This is a genomic window from Finegoldia sp. P3-F-LR (assembly GCF_052932165.1).
This window is the reverse complement of sequence record NZ_JBRFJE010000014.1, coordinates 17092-34104: the sequence shown is the minus strand read 5'-3', so window position 1 is coordinate 34104 and position 17013 is coordinate 17092. Positions and strand designations below refer to the sequence as shown.

14 protein-coding genes are annotated in these 17013 nt (G+C 31.3%); all 14 read left to right on the top strand.

Annotated elements, in window-relative coordinates; genetic code table 11:
* Complete coding sequence (locus ACU68U_RS06455) at positions 1-1740, top strand: NADH-dependent [FeFe] hydrogenase, group A6 (protein WP_446762972.1); 1740 nt, start codon at positions 1-3, stop codon at positions 1738-1740.
* A gap of 112 nt (positions 1741-1852) precedes the next feature.
* The gene (locus ACU68U_RS06450; protein ID WP_094207491.1) at positions 1853-2992 is read left to right on the top strand and encodes a YibE/F family protein; all 1140 of its coding nucleotides are present in this window, start codon (positions 1853-1855) and stop codon (positions 2990-2992) included.
* Between the two features lie 102 nt (positions 2993-3094).
* The gene (locus tag ACU68U_RS06445) at positions 3095-4210 is read left to right on the top strand and encodes a YibE/F family protein (protein WP_446762971.1); all 1116 of its coding nucleotides are present in this window, start codon (positions 3095-3097) and stop codon (positions 4208-4210) included.
* A complete protein-coding gene (locus tag ACU68U_RS06440) occupies positions 4210-6549 on the top strand; it encodes a cell wall-binding repeat-containing protein (RefSeq protein ID WP_446762970.1) in 2340 nt (779 codons plus the stop codon). Before ACU68U_RS06445 ends, ACU68U_RS06440 begins: the two co-directional genes overlap by 1 nt.
* 111 nt (positions 6550-6660) lie before the next feature.
* On the top strand, positions 6661-7383 hold the full coding sequence (locus ACU68U_RS06435; protein WP_227904880.1) for a hypothetical protein: 723 nt from the start codon (positions 6661-6663) through the stop codon (positions 7381-7383).
* Positions 7384-7489: 106 nt separating this feature from the next.
* Positions 7490-8563, top strand: a complete 1074-nt coding sequence (locus ACU68U_RS06430; RefSeq protein ID WP_094206097.1) for an ABC transporter substrate-binding protein — start codon at positions 7490-7492, stop codon at positions 8561-8563.
* A 78-nt stretch (positions 8564-8641) separates the two neighbouring features.
* Positions 8642-10237: an ABC transporter permease gene (locus ACU68U_RS06425; RefSeq protein WP_446762969.1), complete on the top strand. Its 1596-nt coding sequence runs from the start codon at positions 8642-8644 to the stop codon at positions 10235-10237.
* Complete coding sequence (locus ACU68U_RS06420; protein WP_446762968.1) at positions 10234-11166, top strand: ABC transporter ATP-binding protein; 933 nt, start codon at positions 10234-10236, stop codon at positions 11164-11166. Before ACU68U_RS06425 ends, ACU68U_RS06420 begins: the two co-directional genes overlap by 4 nt.
* A 57-nt stretch (positions 11167-11223) precedes the next feature.
* Positions 11224-11736: a phosphatidylglycerophosphatase A family protein gene (locus tag ACU68U_RS06415; protein WP_012290931.1), complete on the top strand. Its 513-nt coding sequence runs from the start codon at positions 11224-11226 to the stop codon at positions 11734-11736.
* Between the two features lie 8 nt (positions 11737-11744).
* Complete coding sequence (locus ACU68U_RS06410) at positions 11745-12632, top strand: ABC transporter (protein WP_446762967.1); 888 nt, start codon at positions 11745-11747, stop codon at positions 12630-12632.
* Complete coding sequence (locus ACU68U_RS06405) at positions 12598-13296, top strand: hypothetical protein (protein WP_446762966.1); 699 nt, start codon at positions 12598-12600, stop codon at positions 13294-13296. The genes ACU68U_RS06410 and ACU68U_RS06405 overlap by 35 nt, the downstream gene beginning before the upstream one ends.
* Before the next feature lie 34 nt (positions 13297-13330).
* Positions 13331-13807, top strand: coding sequence for a methylated-DNA--[protein]-cysteine S-methyltransferase (locus ACU68U_RS06400; protein ID WP_446762965.1), 477 nt, complete (start codon positions 13331-13333; stop codon positions 13805-13807).
* An 86-nt stretch (positions 13808-13893) separates the two neighbouring features.
* Entirely contained in the window at positions 13894-15654 is a 1761-nt protein-coding gene (locus ACU68U_RS06395) for a DUF4153 domain-containing protein (RefSeq protein WP_446762964.1), read from the top strand.
* Between the two features lie 89 nt (positions 15655-15743).
* Positions 15744-16760 (top strand): threonine aldolase family protein, encoded by a 1017-nt coding sequence (locus tag ACU68U_RS06390; protein ID WP_392435302.1) that lies wholly within the window; start codon positions 15744-15746, stop codon positions 16758-16760.
* Positions 16761-17013 lie beyond the last annotated feature (253 nt).

Genomic DNA, 17013 nt, shown 5'->3' with positions numbered 1-17013 from the left:
ATGTTAACTATTAAAATTAATGATGTAGATGTTCAAGTAAAAGAAGGCACTACGATACTTCAAGCTTGTGAAAAAATAAATATACACATTCCTACTTTATGTCATTTGGATATGCATTCATTGGGATTTGTAAATTCAGAAGCGAATTGTAGAGTTTGTATGGTGGAATTAGCTCACAATCACAAATTAGTTCCAGCGTGTAATACTTTAGTTAAAGATAAAATGGAAATTAGAACTGATACTCCAAGAGTTATCAGAACAAGAAGAACTAACATCGAACTTCTTTTGTCAAATCACCCAACAGATTGTTTGGTTTGCGAGAGGAATGGTAACTGCGAATTACAAGATTTGGCAGTGTTGGCAAATATAAAAGACATAAGATTTAAAGGTGAGAGAAAAATATTCGAACCAGATACAAGTTCTTTTTCAATAATTCGTGATCCAAACAAATGTATTTTGTGTAAAAGATGCGAAACTATGTGTACAAATGTGCAATCAGTAGGTACACTAACTTCAATTGATAGAGGTTTTGAAACAGTTGTAGGAACTCAATATCACAAACCAATGATTGATACTAACTGCGTATTTTGTGGACAATGTTTGTCAGTGTGTCCAACTGGTGCGTTGACAGAAGTAAACAATGTAAGAAAAGTTTACAAAGCATTAAATGACGAAGAAAAAGTCGTTTTGGTTCAAACAGCTCCAGCAGTTAGAGTTGCTTTGGGAGAAGAATTTGGAATGGAAGTTGGAAGTATAGTTACAGGCAAAATGGTAACTGCGCTAAGAAAAATCGGATTCGATTATGTTTTCGATACAGATTTTGCGGCTGATTTGACAACTATGGAAGAAGCTTACGAATTTGTAGATAGATTCAAAAAACAAGAAAACTTACCAATACTTACAAGTTGTTGTCCAAGCTGGGTTAAATTTATCGAACACAATTTCCCAGATATGTTGAACATTCCATCTACTTGTAAATCTCCACACGAAATGTTTGGTTCAGTTGCCAAAACGTATTTTGCAGAAAAAATAGGCGTTGATCCAAGAAATATCGTTGTAGTTTCTGTAATGCCTTGTGTTGCTAAAAAATACGAATCAGCAAGACCTGAACTTGGTTTAACTGAAGATATTTCTGATGTAGATTATGTAATCAGTACGAGAGAATTAGCGCACATGATTAAGGAATACTCATTAGATTTTCCAAGCTTAGAAGATTCTGAATTTGACGATCCATTGGGAGAATCATCAGGAGCTGGTGTGATTTTCGGATCAAGTGGTGGTGTATTAGAAGCTGCTGTAAGAACTGCTTACAATATGTTAACTGGTGATGACCTTGAACAATTAGAGTTCAAAGAACTTAAAGAAATGAGAGGCATCAAAGAATCCAGAATAGAAATTTTAGGAAAAGAAGTTAAAGTTGCTGTTGCAAGTGGACTCGCAAATGCTAGAAGGCTTTTGGAAAGCATCAGAGATGGAAAAGCTCACTACGATATTATAGAAATCATGGCATGTCCTGGTGGATGCATCGGTGGAGCTGGGCAACCACTTCTTAGAGGGAATGTTTCGAAATTAGAAAAGAGAATGAATGCTATTCACAAAGAAGACAGGGACAAACCAATCAGAAGATCATACGAAAATAAATCTATCAAAAAGATTTACAATGAGTATTTGGATGCTCCTGGTTCAGAAAAAGCACATCATTTGCTTCACACTGAATATTCTTCAAGAGCAAAATATTAATTGAATAATTTTTGAAAAAGTTCTTTGGCGATTGCTGAAGAACTTTTTTATTGAAATTGATTATCAAACACATTTTTTTGTAGTATTATATATAAATGGAGTTGGTGAATAATTGAAAAAAATTTGTAATATATTTTTGGGACTAATTTTGGTCGCGGTTTTTGTAATAAATTCAAAATGGGGAAATAGCGATCATTTGGTAAGTTATGATGGAATTGAACTTGATTATGTAAAAGCTATTGTAGTAGATGTTGTTGATGAAACTTTGGATTATCCTTACAATTCAAAGCCCGTTGGAATACAAAACATAAAAGCAAAAATTAAAAATACCGGAGAAATTGTAGATGTGGAAAACAAACTAGAAGCTTCTCATAGTGTTTTAGTAAAGGAAAATGATAAGGTTATTTTGGCAAAAAGCAGGAATCCTCATCATAATTCTGAAACTTTTTACAGGATGTATAATTACGATAGAAGTTTTGGCACAATTTTTTGGATAGTTTTATTCTTAGTTTTCATAGCACTTGTTGCAGGGAGTAGAGGAATAAAAAGTACGGTTGCACTTGTTATTAGTATATACATAATTTTGTTTTTCGATATTTCATTGATAATGAATGGATTTAATAATGTTTTGATTACGATTTTAACTGTAATTTTGTGTACTATTTTTTCGACATTGATTTTATATGGTTATTCGAAAATGAGTTTAATTAACATGATTTCTGTTTCGGTGTCATTTATATTTGTGAGTATTTTGGTTAAGTTAATGAGTATTGGACTTAATATTTCAGGATATAATCTGGAAAATGTCGGAGAATTGATACTCGTAATAGGAAAAGAATGGAAATTAAATATCGAAAATTTACTATTTTCTACCGTTGCTATTTCAGCTTTGGGAGCGTCAATGGATGTAAGTGTATCGATAGCTTCTGCGCTAAGAGAAATTCAATCACTAAATAAAGATGTATCGAGCAAAAAATTATTTAAAAGTGGGATGAGTATTGGCAAAGATATTATAGGAACAATGGTAAATACATTGGTATTTGCATTTATTGGATCATCACTTGTGAGCATTATGATTTTTATATTGCACGGAACAAATACTTTTAATAGAGTTGTAAGTTCTGATTTTTTTGCAGTGGAAATTACGAAAGCGTTAATTGGAATTAGCGTTGTGATTATAATGGTTCCGGTTACTTCTTTTTTTGCCTCAAAAATATACAGTGAGAATATTTTTAATGAGCATATCAAATGATATGCTTTTTTTAATGCTTTTTTAACAAATTTTTACATTTTATTAACTTTGAAAAACATAAATTTAATATTTTAATCGTACAATGTAATAGGTGATGAAATATTGAAGAAAATTGTTAATGTAATTTTAATCTTGCTATTGATTGGAATTTTCTTTTTTAATAGAAAGCTAGATGTAAATGAAAGCTTGATTAGTTACAAGGGTGTGGAATATCTGAGGGCGAAGGTTGTGGAAGTTGTGGATGAATCGCTAGATTATCCGGACAATTCTAAACCTGTCGGCGTTCAGAAGATTAAAGCTAAGATTTTAAAAACTGGAAAAGTTGTGGAGTTGGATAACGAACTTGTGAACACACACAGCATTAAAGTTCACAAAGGAAGTAATGTTATTCTAATTCAAAATCAAAATTCAGGTTCAACTGATGATTATTACTATTCCGTGTACAACTACGATAGAACTATAAGAATTTTTGTGATTATAGCATTATTTGTAATATTTTTGGCTGTGATTGCTGGGATAAAAGGCCTCAAAAGTGCGATAGCTTTATTTGTAAGTATTTACATAATTTTATTTTTTGATGTGGCGCTTTTGATGAATGGATACAATAATATTTTGGTTACGATTATAACGGTAATTTTGTGTGCAGTCTATTCTCTAGTGGTGTTGTATGGATACAGTAAAATGACTGTGGTAAATATGATTTCGATAGGAACTTCATTTTTGATAGCGGCAATTATGGTTAAAATCATTGGAAAAGTTTTATATGTTTCTGGACACAATATGGAAAATGTAGAAACTTTGATTTTGATAGGAAAAACGTGGGGACTTAGGATTGAGAACTTATTATTCTCTGCAGTTTCCATAGCATCTCTTGGTGCTTCAATGGATGTTAGCGTGTCGATTTCATCTTCTTTGAAAGAAATTAAATCATTAAATACAGATTTGGATAGCAGGAAGCTTTTTCAAAGCGGAATGAATATAGGTAAAGATATTATTGGAACAATGGTAAACACTTTGGTGTTTGCATTTATTGGATCATCTCTAGTGACGATTATGGTTTTGATATCGCATGGAGTAAGTTTTAATCAGCTTGTTAATTCTGATTTCTTTTCAGTCGAAATCACAAAAGGGCTGATAGGTACGGTCGTTGTGATTATAATGGTGCCAGTGACATCATTATTCTCATCAATTATATATAATCATAAGGGGGAAAATTAATGAACAAAACGGCAAAAGCGTTATTAGCATTGGGTATGGTATTTTCAATAGCAACAACAGCTACATACACAACTACATTTGCTGAAACTAATGTAAAAAATGATATTAGCACAACAGCAACACAAACTCAAGATGAATCTCAAATAAGATTTCCAATCTTGACAATTGGTAAAGATCAAAGTGAAAGAAACTTCACTTGGTACAGCAAGAGTAAAGAACAAGGTTATTTGGAAATCGTAGAAGCAAATGATCAAAAAGATTTTTCAAATGCAACGAAAATCAAAGCTGTAACATCTGACAAGAACACAACATTTGATATCAATGAAAAATCAAATGAAAAAGTAAAAATCGAAAAAGATAAGAAAGATCAAGCTTTAAAAGATTTGTATGAACTTAAAGATATGTCAAACTCTCAAGTAAATATCAAAAACTTGAAACCAAACACTAAATACATGTACAGAGTTTACAATGGTAATGGCAAAAAATCTCAAGTATTCGAATTTACAACTCAACCAAAAGGCGATTTTACATTTGTATTAGCAGGGGACCCTCAAATCGGTGCTGGTAAATTCTACGCAGACAGAGACAAATGGGAAAAAGCATTGGGAACTATCAAAAATCAAGTTCCACAAATGAGTTTCTTGTACAGCTTGGGAGACCAAGTAAATGAATACACTTCTAAATCAGAATTAGAATACAGTGGATATATTGAAAGAGAAAATGCAAAAGGAATTACATTTGCAACGTTAATTGGTAACCACGATTCACAAGCAAATTCTTATTCACAACACTTTGCACTTCCTAATGTTCAAGCTGAAGGAGCAACAGAAGCAGGATCGAACTATTACTTCGTGTACAATAATACGCTATTTATTCAATTAAATTCTAACAACATGAATACTGCTGAACACAAAGCTACAATTGAAAAAGCAATTGAAATGACAAAAAATCAAAATATCAAATGGAAAGTAGTTGGCTTCCACCACGCTATTTATTCTGCAGCAACTCATGCAAATGACGATGATATCATCAAAAGAAGAGCAGAATATCCAGCATTGATGAAACAATATGGAATTGATTTAATAGTAGCAGGTCACGACCACGTATATACTAGAAGTCGTATGATGGATGGTGGAATAGCTATTGAAAGCGAAAGAAACTTTACTGACAAATCAAAAGAAGAAGGAAAAGTTCCATCAAAATATGTAAATCCAAAAGGACAATTATACTTAACTGCAAACTCTGCATCAGGTTCAAAACACTATGATTTAGTAGAATTCAAAGACTACATGGCAGTTAGAGATCAACATTACAAACCAAACTTTACAAAAGTTAAAGTAACTGATAAGTCAATCGTGGCTACAACTTATGAAACAGATTCATTAAAAGTTGTTGACCAAGTTGAAATCGAAAAATCAACTGCAGACACTACAAATGAAAATGTTCAAAGAATTTCTGGAGAAAACAGAGTACAAACATCTATCGAAGTTTCTAAAAAAATGTTCAAAGAAGGAACTAACAAAGTCGTATTAGCTAACCAAGATAATTATTCTGACGTTTTGACAGCTGCTCCATTTGCAAAAGCAAACAACGCATCTTTGTTGTATATATCTTCTAACTCAATCAGTAAGGAAGTTATGAGTGAAATTTCTAGATTAAAAGCAAAAGAAATCACTATTATTGGTGGAGAAAAATCTGTCGATGAAGGATTGAAAAAAGAATTAGAAAAGAGAAACTTCAAAGTTGACAGACTTTCTGGATCTGACAGATACAAAACAAGTGCCAAAATCGCAGCTAAACTTATCGGCGATAAGACAACAACATTAGAAATCGCAAGTGGAGAAAATTATGCAGATGCATTATCTCTTAACAATGCAGCTGAAAAAGACAAAGCTCCAATACTTTTAGTAAGAGTTAACGCTATCGACAAATCAGTTGAAGATGTTATCAAATCATCAAAAGCATCATTAATAAACATAGCTGGTGGAGAAAAATCAGTATCTGAAAACACAAAAGCTAACATCAAAAAAATCTCTAATGCTACAGTAAACAGAATGGGCGGAGCTGACAGATACGAAACAAGTATTCTTCTTGCAAAATATTCTGGAGCAAAAGAAGTTGTCGTAGTAGCAAGTGGCGAAAACTTTGCAGACGCATTAGTTGCAGCACCATTCTCAGCAAAACAAAATGGCGCAATCCTTCTTACTAACAAAGAAAAATTAGGACAAAAAGCAGAACAATTCATCAAAGATACTAAATTCAACAAATCTTATGTAATTGGTGGAGAAAAATCAGTATCTGAAGATGTAATCAATCAATTAACAAGTATCATAAAGTAATCCCATAAACTTCTAAATTTTAGGTATCCTCTCAATTTATATTGAGGGGATATTTTTGTTATAAATTTTAAAAATCAGGGTATAAATAAACCAAATAAAGGGGGAGTATGTATGAAAAGATTACATAAGTTTTTACGATTTTCAGTTGTTTTATTATTTGCGATAATTTTTCTAGCATCTTGTAGTAAAAATGATGCGGAAAAAGAAGAAATAAAACTAACTGAAGAACAACAAAAATGGGTCGGAAATTACTTTGAACAAGCTTTTAAAGGGATAAAGGCAGGAAAAGATAGAAAGCTTACAGATGACGAGGTCAATCAAATTAAAAAAGTATTTGTGGAAAAACGTCCTGGATCAGAATTTGATGAAATTAAAAACATAACTTCTAATTTCTTCAAGGCAGGAAGATACAACGATCCAAAAGAAATAGATTTGGATGGTTTTATCAAATATTTTCCATCGAAAAATTATGAAGAAAATTCAGATGAGCTCAAAGCTATAATAGAAAAATTGAAAAAACTAGATAGTTTTTCAGAATTCGAGTTTTCAAGCAAAAATATGCCACTTGTAGAAATCGACAAGAATCTTGTAGATGCAACTTTGAAAAAATACGCAGGTATTGTTTCTGATGATGTTAAAAGCAAAGAAAAATGCTTGTATTTGAAAGAAAACAACGCTTATTATACATTTGTAAGCGATGTTTCGATAGGAACTTTTTATCCAAATGAAGGAGAAATCAAAGGCAATGATTTGGTATTAAAAAACAACTATGCGACTCTTACTCTTGAAAATAAGGACGGAAATTACTTTATAAAATCATATATTGAGAAATAATTTACACGAAATGGCTCCAAAAAATAGGGGGTATTTTGTGTATTTGTAAAATATTTCAAAATAATATATACTATCTAATGATAAAATTTAAAAATATGGAGGGATTATGAAAAACAAATTTTTAAAGATGTTAAGTCTTTCTTTGATGTTAATTTTTGCGTTGACTGCTTGTCAATCAAAAGATAATTCAAAAGAAACAACATCAAAAGAACCTACAAAAACTGAAGAAAAAGCTGACGACGCTAAAAAGTTTGAAGGAAAAACTTTGAACGTTGTTGCAACAAGCGACAAATACGTAAAATTATTTGACAAGTTCACTGAAAAAACAGGAGCTAAGGTTGAATTCTTATCTATGTCAAGTGGTGAAGTTTTATCAAGAGCAAAAGCTGAAGGTAAAGCAATGGCTGATGTATGGTTTGGAGGCGGAATCGACGCTTTCATGAAAGCTAAATCAGACGATATGTTAGAAAAGTATGAATCTGAAGCTTTGAAACAAATTCCAGACGATTACAAAGACAAAGATGGTTACTGGTTATCAAAAGGAATCACAGTTGTTGGTTTCTTAGCAAACAACGAAGTATTAAAATCTAAAAACTTAGAAGTTCCAAAAACTTGGGATGAATTAGCTGATCCAAAATACAAAGGCGAAGTAATCATGAGCGATCCTTCAATTTCTGGTACAAACTACGCAGCAGTTAAAGGATTATTGGACAAATACGGCGAAGAAAAAGGTTGGGATTATTTATCTAAATTAAATGATAACATCAGTTTCTACGGCAAAAGAGGAAAAGATCCTCAAGAAAAAACAGCAGCTGGAGAATTTGGAATTGGTATTATTCCAGTTGACAAATCAGCGTTCGATACAGCAAAAGATAACAACTTAACAGTTGTATATCCTGAAGATGGTATTCCATGGGTTCCAGAAGGAGTAGCTATTTTCAAAAATTCACCTAACACTGAAGTTGCAAAAGCATTCATCGATTTCATGTTAGAAGATGAATCTTTACAAATGTTAGCAGAAATAGACGGAAAAGATTCTAACCAAATGGTTAAAGATGGAATCAAAGGTCTTGATTTAGGTTTGAAAAAAGAAAACTTAATCAAACAAGATTTGTCTACTTTTGGTGAAAAGAGAGAAGCTATTTTAAATAAATTCTCAGAATTTGTAAAAAGTAAGTAATTTAATAGGGAGAAATCTGTCAGGTTTCTCCCATTTTACTAGCACCTTAACGGGTGCTTGTTTTAAATGGAGTAAATTATGAAAATATTAGATAAATTTATTAAATACATAATTTTCCTACTCATATTCGTTTTTATTGGACTTCCATTTTTGTATGTATTTAAAGAAGCATTCACTGCAGATGGAGGCAATTCAATAGATTTTATATTAAATGTATTTAAAGAGAACAAAAATCTGTTTGTGAATTCAATTACTGTTGGTTTTATTGTATCGGTTTTAACGACTGTTTTTTCTGCAATAATTGGATTGTATTGCTTTTTGAGTGGTAAAATCCATCAAAAAATTATCAGTGCAATTTTATTGGTGACGATGATTTCGCCTCCTTTTGTAACAAGTTTGTCTTACATAAATTTATTCGGGAGAAGAGGATTTATCACGTACAATTTGTTAAAATTAAACACCAATCCTTATGGAATGACGGGAATTATATTAATGGAAACTTTGGGATTTTTGTCGTTGAGTTGTTTAATGGTTATATCTTATCTTAATAATTTGGATACAGCTTCTATCAATTCAGCAATTGATTTGGGGGCGAATACGAACCATGTAGTAATCGATATTTTAATTCCACAATTAAAAAATACATTGATTTCTGTATTTTTCCTCACATTTATTCGTTCAATTGCGGATTTTGGAACTCCTGCAATTATAGGTGGTAAGTTTAACGTTCTGGCAAGTGAAGGATACATGTCGGTCATTAGCAAAGGAGATATTAAAACTGCGGCAGTTATCAACATAATGATTTTGATACCTTCTGTTATTATGTTTATCATTTATTCGAAATCTATGAGAAAAAGCAATGTCAATTCTAATTCTTCACAAAGTGCAATTATCGACAAAAAATCTGCTGTGTTTTATTTCTTGTGCGTTATCAGTGTGTTTTTGTTGAGTTGGCTTGTGATTCAATATGCGTCAATTATTTTGTCAGCATTTACGAAAATGAAAAACAACGAACTCACATTTACTTTTGAAAACTTCAGAAATTCCAAATCTTACATTACAAACACTATAACAAGAAGTATTGTGTACTCGTTGATTAGTGCGTTTTTTGGAAGTATGATTGGTTTGTTGATGGCTTATTACTCGATAATTAAAAAGAGCAAGGTAATTAAAGTTGCAGATTATATTTCAAATTTGCCTTATATTTTGCCGGGAACATTCTTCGGTTTAGGTTATTTGTTGGCTTTTAATCACAAACCATTGATGCTGGTTGGAACTAGTGCAATTGTAGTGTTGAATGTTTTGTTCAAGCAAATGCCTTTTTCGACAAAAGTTATGAATAGTCACGTTTTATCAATCAGCGAAGATGAAATCAATTCTGCACAGGATTTGGGTGCCAATTTCATTTATGTATTTAAAGATATCGTGCTTCCACTAACTAAAAAAGGCTTCACTGTTACATTCATCAATGCGTTTACTGCGACAATGACGACAATTGGTTCGATTATTTTCTTGGTTTATCCAGGGCAAAAAGTTTTAACACTTGTTATGTTTGATGTTATAAACAGTGGTAATTACAATATTGGTTCTGTAATTGCTTTAATAATAATTTTGATATGTCTTGTTGTAAATGGTGGATATTATTTGGCGACAAAGATAGGAGATAAAAAATGATTTTAAGTGTAAAAAACCTTACGAAAATTTACGAAGATAAAACTGTTGTGGATAATGTTGAATTTGAATTAGAAAAAGGGAAAATGCTGTGTATTTTGGGACCTTCTGGTTGCGGTAAAAGTACGATTTTGAACATGATTGGTGGTTTTGTGAAGCCGAATTCAGGACAAATTATTTTGGATGGAGAAGATATCACGCACTTAACTGCTGAAAAAAGAGACATCACGACTGTGTTTCAATCATACGGACTTTTCTACCACATGAATGTTTTCAAAAATATTGCCTATGGTTTAAAATTCAAAAATATAGACAAAACAACTATCGAAAACAAGGTTAACGAAATGATTGAGCTTGTAGGATTAAAAGGTCACGAGAAGAAAATGATTGACGAATTATCAGGTGGACAAAGACAAAGAGTCGCCCTTGCAAGATCTTTGGTTTTGAGTCCAAAACTTTTGCTATTAGATGAACCTCTCAGCAATTTGGATCAAAAGTTAAGAGTTAGCATGAGGTTGTTAATCAAAAATATTCAAAAAAATTTAGGAACTACCATGATTTTCGTAACACACGACCAAAACGAAGCTTTTGAGTTGGCAGATGATATTATTTTAATGAACAAAGGTAAAATCGAACAACATTCCTATCCTTTAGATATCTACAAAAATCCAAAAAATAATTTCGTGTTGAATTTTATCGGTGATAAAAATATTTTTGAAGGATATTACGTTAGACCAGAAGATGTAAAAATTTCAGACCAGGGAGAAGATGGTATTATCAAGGATATTGTGTTCCAAGGCTCAAGCGTAAAAGTTGTGATACAATTAGATGATAAAACTATCGATTCTTATATGCTCAACAATGATTTTAAAAATGAAATTGGAGATAAAGTAAAAGTTATATATTCTAAAAGAAAATTACCGACAAATTAGAGTAAAACGCTTGAATTTTGGGTAAAATATAGTATAGAGATATTTTTAGGAGGTAACATGGGTAGAAAAAAAGTTTCTGAATATCCTTATACTATTCAAGAATTGAAGGAGATTACGATTCGCCAATTGCAAGAAAGAGGCGTTGAGATAGAAGATATTTCAAAAATAGTGTTCACTTTACAAGAAAAATATTATCCAAATTTAACGATGCAATTGTGCACTGAAAATGTAGAGAGAGTTTTAGAAAAAAGAGAAGTGTTGCAATGCGTGTTAACTGGGATTGCAATCGACAAAGCTTGTGATAAGAAATTATTTGATGATCCTATTCAAAAAATTATCGAATCAGATGAAGGACTTTATGGAATTGATGAAGTGTTGGCTTTGTCAATAATCAACGTGTACGGGTCAATCGGATTTACTAATTTTGGGTATTTGGATAAGGAAAAGATCGGAATTATCAAAGAGCTAGACGTAGAAAAAACAGATTGCGTTAACACATTTTTGGATGATATAGTGGCTGCGATTGCAGCGGCTGCGGCAAGTAGGTTGTCTCATTCGAGATTTAAATAGGAGATTTTATGTATACGATAGAAAACATAAACAAAAAAAGAAGATTGAAAAAAATTGACTTGGATTGTAGCCTTGAAATAGAAGAAGGTTACATATATTTGTTCACAGGTCACGACAAAAACATTGATGAATTGTTTGATATTTTGGGTTCTTTTACAACTAAATACAATGGAGAATTTTTGTATGGTTTTGAAGAAAAAGAAAACGTCCTAAAGGTTCCAAAGCTAACTAATGAAGTTGAGTTTTCAACATTTTTACAAGATTACAATTCATCTATGAAAGTTAAGAAGTATCTTAAATTAAAAAAGAAGTTGAATCCTTATTTCGACGAAGAATTTGTGGATTCTGTGCTAAAAGGATTTGCAATTGATGAATTCGCAAGGCTTGAAGATTTGAAGGAAGATTACTGCAACATCGTGCTTATGACTGCAGCACTTGCTACGAACAAAAAGATAGTATTACTAAAAAATTTTGAAATAGCAGACAGAAAGCTTTCTTTGGAATTCATCGATATAATGAAAAAGCGTCAAGAATTAATCAGAAATACGATATTGATTTCAGCACCGATAGTGGAGGAAGTATTTTTTGATTATTTGGTGTTGATGCAAGATGGTAGAATTAAATTCAAGGATTCTAAGCACAACATACTTACTAAAGCAAACGTAGTTCGTGGACCTAAGGAAATCATCACTGCTATGAATTACAAGAGGATTTTGACGAGAACTTCTGATGGATTAGAAGATGAAATTAAAATGTTCGATAATATCAACGAAGACGAACGAATTTTACTTGAAAATAACGGCTGTGTAATCAAAAAATTACCATTAGACGAATTAATTACAATGATTGAGGAGGGAAATTATGAAAAGACTGTTAAAACAGAAGTTGTCGAATAGTTTTGCGTACGCATTTTACACTCTTCTTGTATCTGTTGTAATACTCGCAATCATTGGAGGACTTTCCTACTTTAATATATGGAAATTCGATTTTGGTAAATTGCCACTATTCACATACGTTGTGCCGATATTTTTATTCAATACTTTCTACTTTTTATTAGTAGCAAGTAAAGATTATTTCCAAGATTTTGGAATGAACATAGAATCATCTTACCACAGAAAACAAATCAAAAAAGCTACGATTTTTGAAAGAATTTTCAATGTCGTGTTGGTATTTGCAATTATAATTGGGGTAATTTATTTGACAAGAGTTTTGTCGGGATTCTTACACTCTAGACAAATCGAAATTTATTACGACAAGATTGGAGTGTTCACAAAAGGCTCATTGTTATCTTATATGCCAATAGTTTTTGTAATCACATCGGTGTGTAGCCTTGCATTTAATTCGTTGATATTCTTAGCGTACAAATTCGGTGCCGTGAAAATATTCATATTATTTACTGCAATTATTATCGCTTTAAATGTATTCTTCTCAGAATATTTAATATCAGCATTCAAATTATTTAGTGGACTTAATATGTATATTTATTTGGGGGCTGGAGTAATAGCGCTTGTATTATCGATATTATTTACCAACTTCATCAAAGGCTTAAATGTAAAATAAAGGAGATAGCTCGGAGTAATCCGAGCTTTTTTATATGAGAGAAATTTACAAATCAAAAATAGGAAATATTCTTATAGAAAGCGACGGAGAAAATATAATAAAATGTGAATTTGTAGATTATTTTGTAGAACAGGGGACTGATGAAATAATTGAAAAATGTAAGAAATATTTGGACGATTATTTTTCTGGGAAAATTACTGGACAGTTTGACGATATACTAATCGACAAATCAGATTATGCAACTAAAATATTGAAATTAGTATGTGAAATTCCTTATGGAACGACTGCGACATACACCGACATCAAAGAAAGATACGAAAAAATTTACAACACAAAAACATCAGCAAGAGCAGTTGGTAGAGCTGTTGGCTCAAATGATTTGATGATTTTAGTACCTTGCCACAGAGTGATTGGAAAAAACAATGCTCTTACTGGATATAAATTTGGAATAGAAAAGAAAAAGTATTTATTAGATTTGGAACAAAATAACAAACCTTTTGTAAATATTTGAGCAATGTTTACGAAATTGCAACAAATGTTTTTAAGCGATTTTTAAGATATTTGTCGTGATATAATTAAGAAAAGCAGGAGGAAATTATGAGGTTAGATATTTTTAAATCGAAACTTAAAAACTTAAAGAAAACAATAAAGCTATATCCAATGGTACTACTTGCCATATTTATTGCTACAATATTTGCAATTATGGGGATATGGTATATTGAAATAGGTGCATTGAATAGCACTTTAATAGCGGATTTACTTATTTCTTCGCTCTACTTTGCAATGAGCTACATGATTGTAAAGCTGATAATCACTGACAAAAACATAGAAATCACCAAGGGCAAAAAAACTTTGGTATATACAATTGTTTCAGTGATTATGGGTTTAGTGAGCTATTTTCTAATAATAAACGTAGACAAATCATTTGTTCTTAGAAATCAAATCACTCAGATTGGATTATTTGTTACGCTTTTTGTTGGAATGTTTGTAGCAGGACACTTTAATGTGAGAGTTGACTATGCTGACTACGCGGTTAAAATAGTTTTATCAATAATAGAATCGTTGATTTATTGCGTAACGATTTTTATTGGAATTGTTGCCATTTTGTTCACGACAAAGGAACTGTTCAAACTACAATTTAATCTTAGCAATGTCATAGTATCATGTGCAGCGGTAATTTTTCTATTGCTAAATGCATCTATAATTTTATCCAAATTTCCATTGAAATATAGTGACGAAAATCTAAAAATCAAATGGCTTTTGCCTTTTAAGTTATTATTTACGAGAATTATTGCTCCGATATTTTTGATATACGGTTTTATTTTGCTTCTTTATATAATAAAGGTAGTAGTTTTAAAGACAATACCTAACAATATCATCACAAATCTTATTTTGTGGTACGGATTGCTTTCAGTTGTTGTATTGTTTATATCAAAAACTGTAGAAGACAAATTCATAAATGTTTACAATAAAATTCAACCTATAATATTATTGATACTTTCAGTTATGATGTTTTACTCAATAGGAATCAGAATATCGTATTATGGAGTTACGGAAGAAAGATATCTTGTGGTAGTTGGCGGAATATTCATTGTTATATCAATGATTTACTATTTATTCTTCAACAAGAAGACATACATCACGATACCGACAACGTTTTTGATATTGGCACTGATTTCTTCGGTGGGACCTCTTTCTGCATATAATATCAGTAGAATAGACCAAAAAGCCAAATTAGAAAAAATGCTAGTTGAAGAAAATCTGCTTGTCGATGGCAAAATAAAATCTCAAAACAATGTAAATCCAGCTAAAATAAAGGAAATAAAAGACAAACTTGACTATTTTGTAGTCAAACATAGTACAAAAGAACTTCCTTATTTGGGTGATAAATTTACAACTTCACAAGAGGATATGAATCGTGTATTTGGATTCAGAGGAGACGAATTTGAGTCGCTATACGGACAAATCAGATCCTTTGTCAATGATAGGTTAGAAATTGACACGACAAACTACGACCGTTTATTGGAAAATATTCAATTTCAATACGATTCCAACACACAAAATATCGAAAATTTAGGAAACCAAAACGTTACGTTTTCCAAAAAATCAAATATTGTTGTTATAAAATACAAAAATGAAACAATTGGCAAATTCAACATAGAAATATTTAATAACAGATTAGAAGAATTGTGGAATCTACAAGGTCCTGATATTAACACAGAAGATCCTGGCAATTTGATAAAAGATGAAGGTGTAATTAACAATCGTAAATACAAGACGATACTTGAAAGAGCTGAATGTGTTTATGACAATGGACAAAAAATGACATATTACATCAAATGTTTATACACAAAATAAGTGAATAATATTCTTTACAAAAAATTATCAAGTGTTATAATAAATCTGTATTTTAACAAATTAATTATTGTCAATTGAGGAGAAAAATTATGTATAATTTTAACTGTGATTATCTAGAAGGAGTTCACCCAAATATCATAAAAGCACTTGAAGAGACCAATATGGTTCAACAACAAGGCTATTGCAACGATGAATACACTCACCAAGCAAAAGAACTTATCAGAAAAAAGATTTCAGATCAAGATGTTTACTTCTTACACGGTTCTACAGCTTGTAACAAACTCGTTATCAAAACATCGCTAAGACCTTTTGAAAGTGTTATCGCATGTGATAATGCTCACATTAATACATTAGAAACAGGAGCTATTGAAGATATCGGACACAAAATCGAAATTGTAGAAGATGAAGATGGACTTTTAATTCCAGAAGTAATAGACAAATTCGTCTCAGAAAGAATGAATGATCCAGCTTATTTTCATAAACCAATCCCTAAAATGGTTTACATAACCAATTCATCAGAATCGGGAACGATATACACTAAACAAAGACTGTTGGAAATAAGGAAAGTTTGCGACAAACACGGGTTGTATTTGTTCATGGATGGCGCTAGACTTGCTTATGCATTATCAGCAAAAAACAACGACCTAACATTAAAAGAAATTTGTGATATTGTCGATGCGACATATGTCGGAGGAACAAAATGTGGGGCTATGTTTGGAGAAGCGTTGATATTAAACAACGATGACTTCAAGCTTCATTTTAAAAATTACATCAAAGGCTCTGGAATGTTGATTGCCAAATCCAGATTTTTGGGAATTCAATTTAGAGAGTTATTTACTGATGATTTAATTTTCAAATTAGCAGAAAAAGCTGATGAACAGGCTGACAGGATCAGAAGAAGATTAAAAGAACAAAACTATGTGTTGGCCACTCAATCTACTACCAATACAATATTCGTAAATATGGATTACGAAAGGTATCACAGATTAAAACACAAATATAATTTTTGCGAAAACTACAAAACAGATGATTACATCAATGTAAGAATTTGTACATCATGGTCTACTGAAGATCACATGGTAGATGAATTGATAAATGACTTATAAATTTGCGACCTTAAATGGTCGCTTTTTTAATAGAGATTTTTTAAAAATAAAAAAATATTACAAAAAAGTTACAATGATTTACAAAAAACTACTAAATACTTTTGTGGTATAAATTCCTAAAATATCTCATCTTTTATTTGTTTAAATCCGTTTATTAAATTTTTTACACGAAAATAACAAAAATATCGCAAAAAAATATAAAAATATTTCACTCAGAACAAATATGATAATTAATATCAAATTATAAATTCAT

What these genes read in the sequence shown, in the direction of transcription:
- ACU68U_RS06455 (WP_446762972.1), top strand. Translation starts at nt 1, where the DNA reads ATGTTAACTATTAAAATTAATGATGTAGATGTTCAAGTAAAAGAAGGC.
- ACU68U_RS06400 (WP_446762965.1), top strand. Translation starts at nt 13,331, where the DNA reads ATGAGAGAAATTTACAAATCAAAAATAGGAAATATTCTTATAGAAAGC.
- ACU68U_RS06415 (WP_012290931.1), top strand. Translation starts at nt 11,224, where the DNA reads ATGGGTAGAAAAAAAGTTTCTGAATATCCTTATACTATTCAAGAATTG.
- ACU68U_RS06395 (WP_446762964.1), top strand. Translation starts at nt 13,894, where the DNA reads ATGAGGTTAGATATTTTTAAATCGAAACTTAAAAACTTAAAGAAAACA.
- ACU68U_RS06425 (WP_446762969.1), top strand. Translation starts at nt 8,642, where the DNA reads ATGAAAATATTAGATAAATTTATTAAATACATAATTTTCCTACTCATA.
- ACU68U_RS06430 (WP_094206097.1), top strand. Translation starts at nt 7,490, where the DNA reads ATGAAAAACAAATTTTTAAAGATGTTAAGTCTTTCTTTGATGTTAATT.
- ACU68U_RS06390 (WP_392435302.1), top strand. Translation starts at nt 15,744, where the DNA reads ATGTATAATTTTAACTGTGATTATCTAGAAGGAGTTCACCCAAATATC.
- ACU68U_RS06420 (WP_446762968.1), top strand. Translation starts at nt 10,234, where the DNA reads ATGATTTTAAGTGTAAAAAACCTTACGAAAATTTACGAAGATAAAACT.
- ACU68U_RS06410 (WP_446762967.1), top strand. Translation starts at nt 11,745, where the DNA reads ATGTATACGATAGAAAACATAAACAAAAAAAGAAGATTGAAAAAAATT.
- ACU68U_RS06435 (WP_227904880.1), top strand. Translation starts at nt 6,661, where the DNA reads ATGAAAAGATTACATAAGTTTTTACGATTTTCAGTTGTTTTATTATTT.
- ACU68U_RS06440 (WP_446762970.1), top strand. Translation starts at nt 4,210, where the DNA reads ATGAACAAAACGGCAAAAGCGTTATTAGCATTGGGTATGGTATTTTCA.
- ACU68U_RS06405 (WP_446762966.1), top strand. Translation starts at nt 12,598, where the DNA reads ATGAAAAGACTGTTAAAACAGAAGTTGTCGAATAGTTTTGCGTACGCA.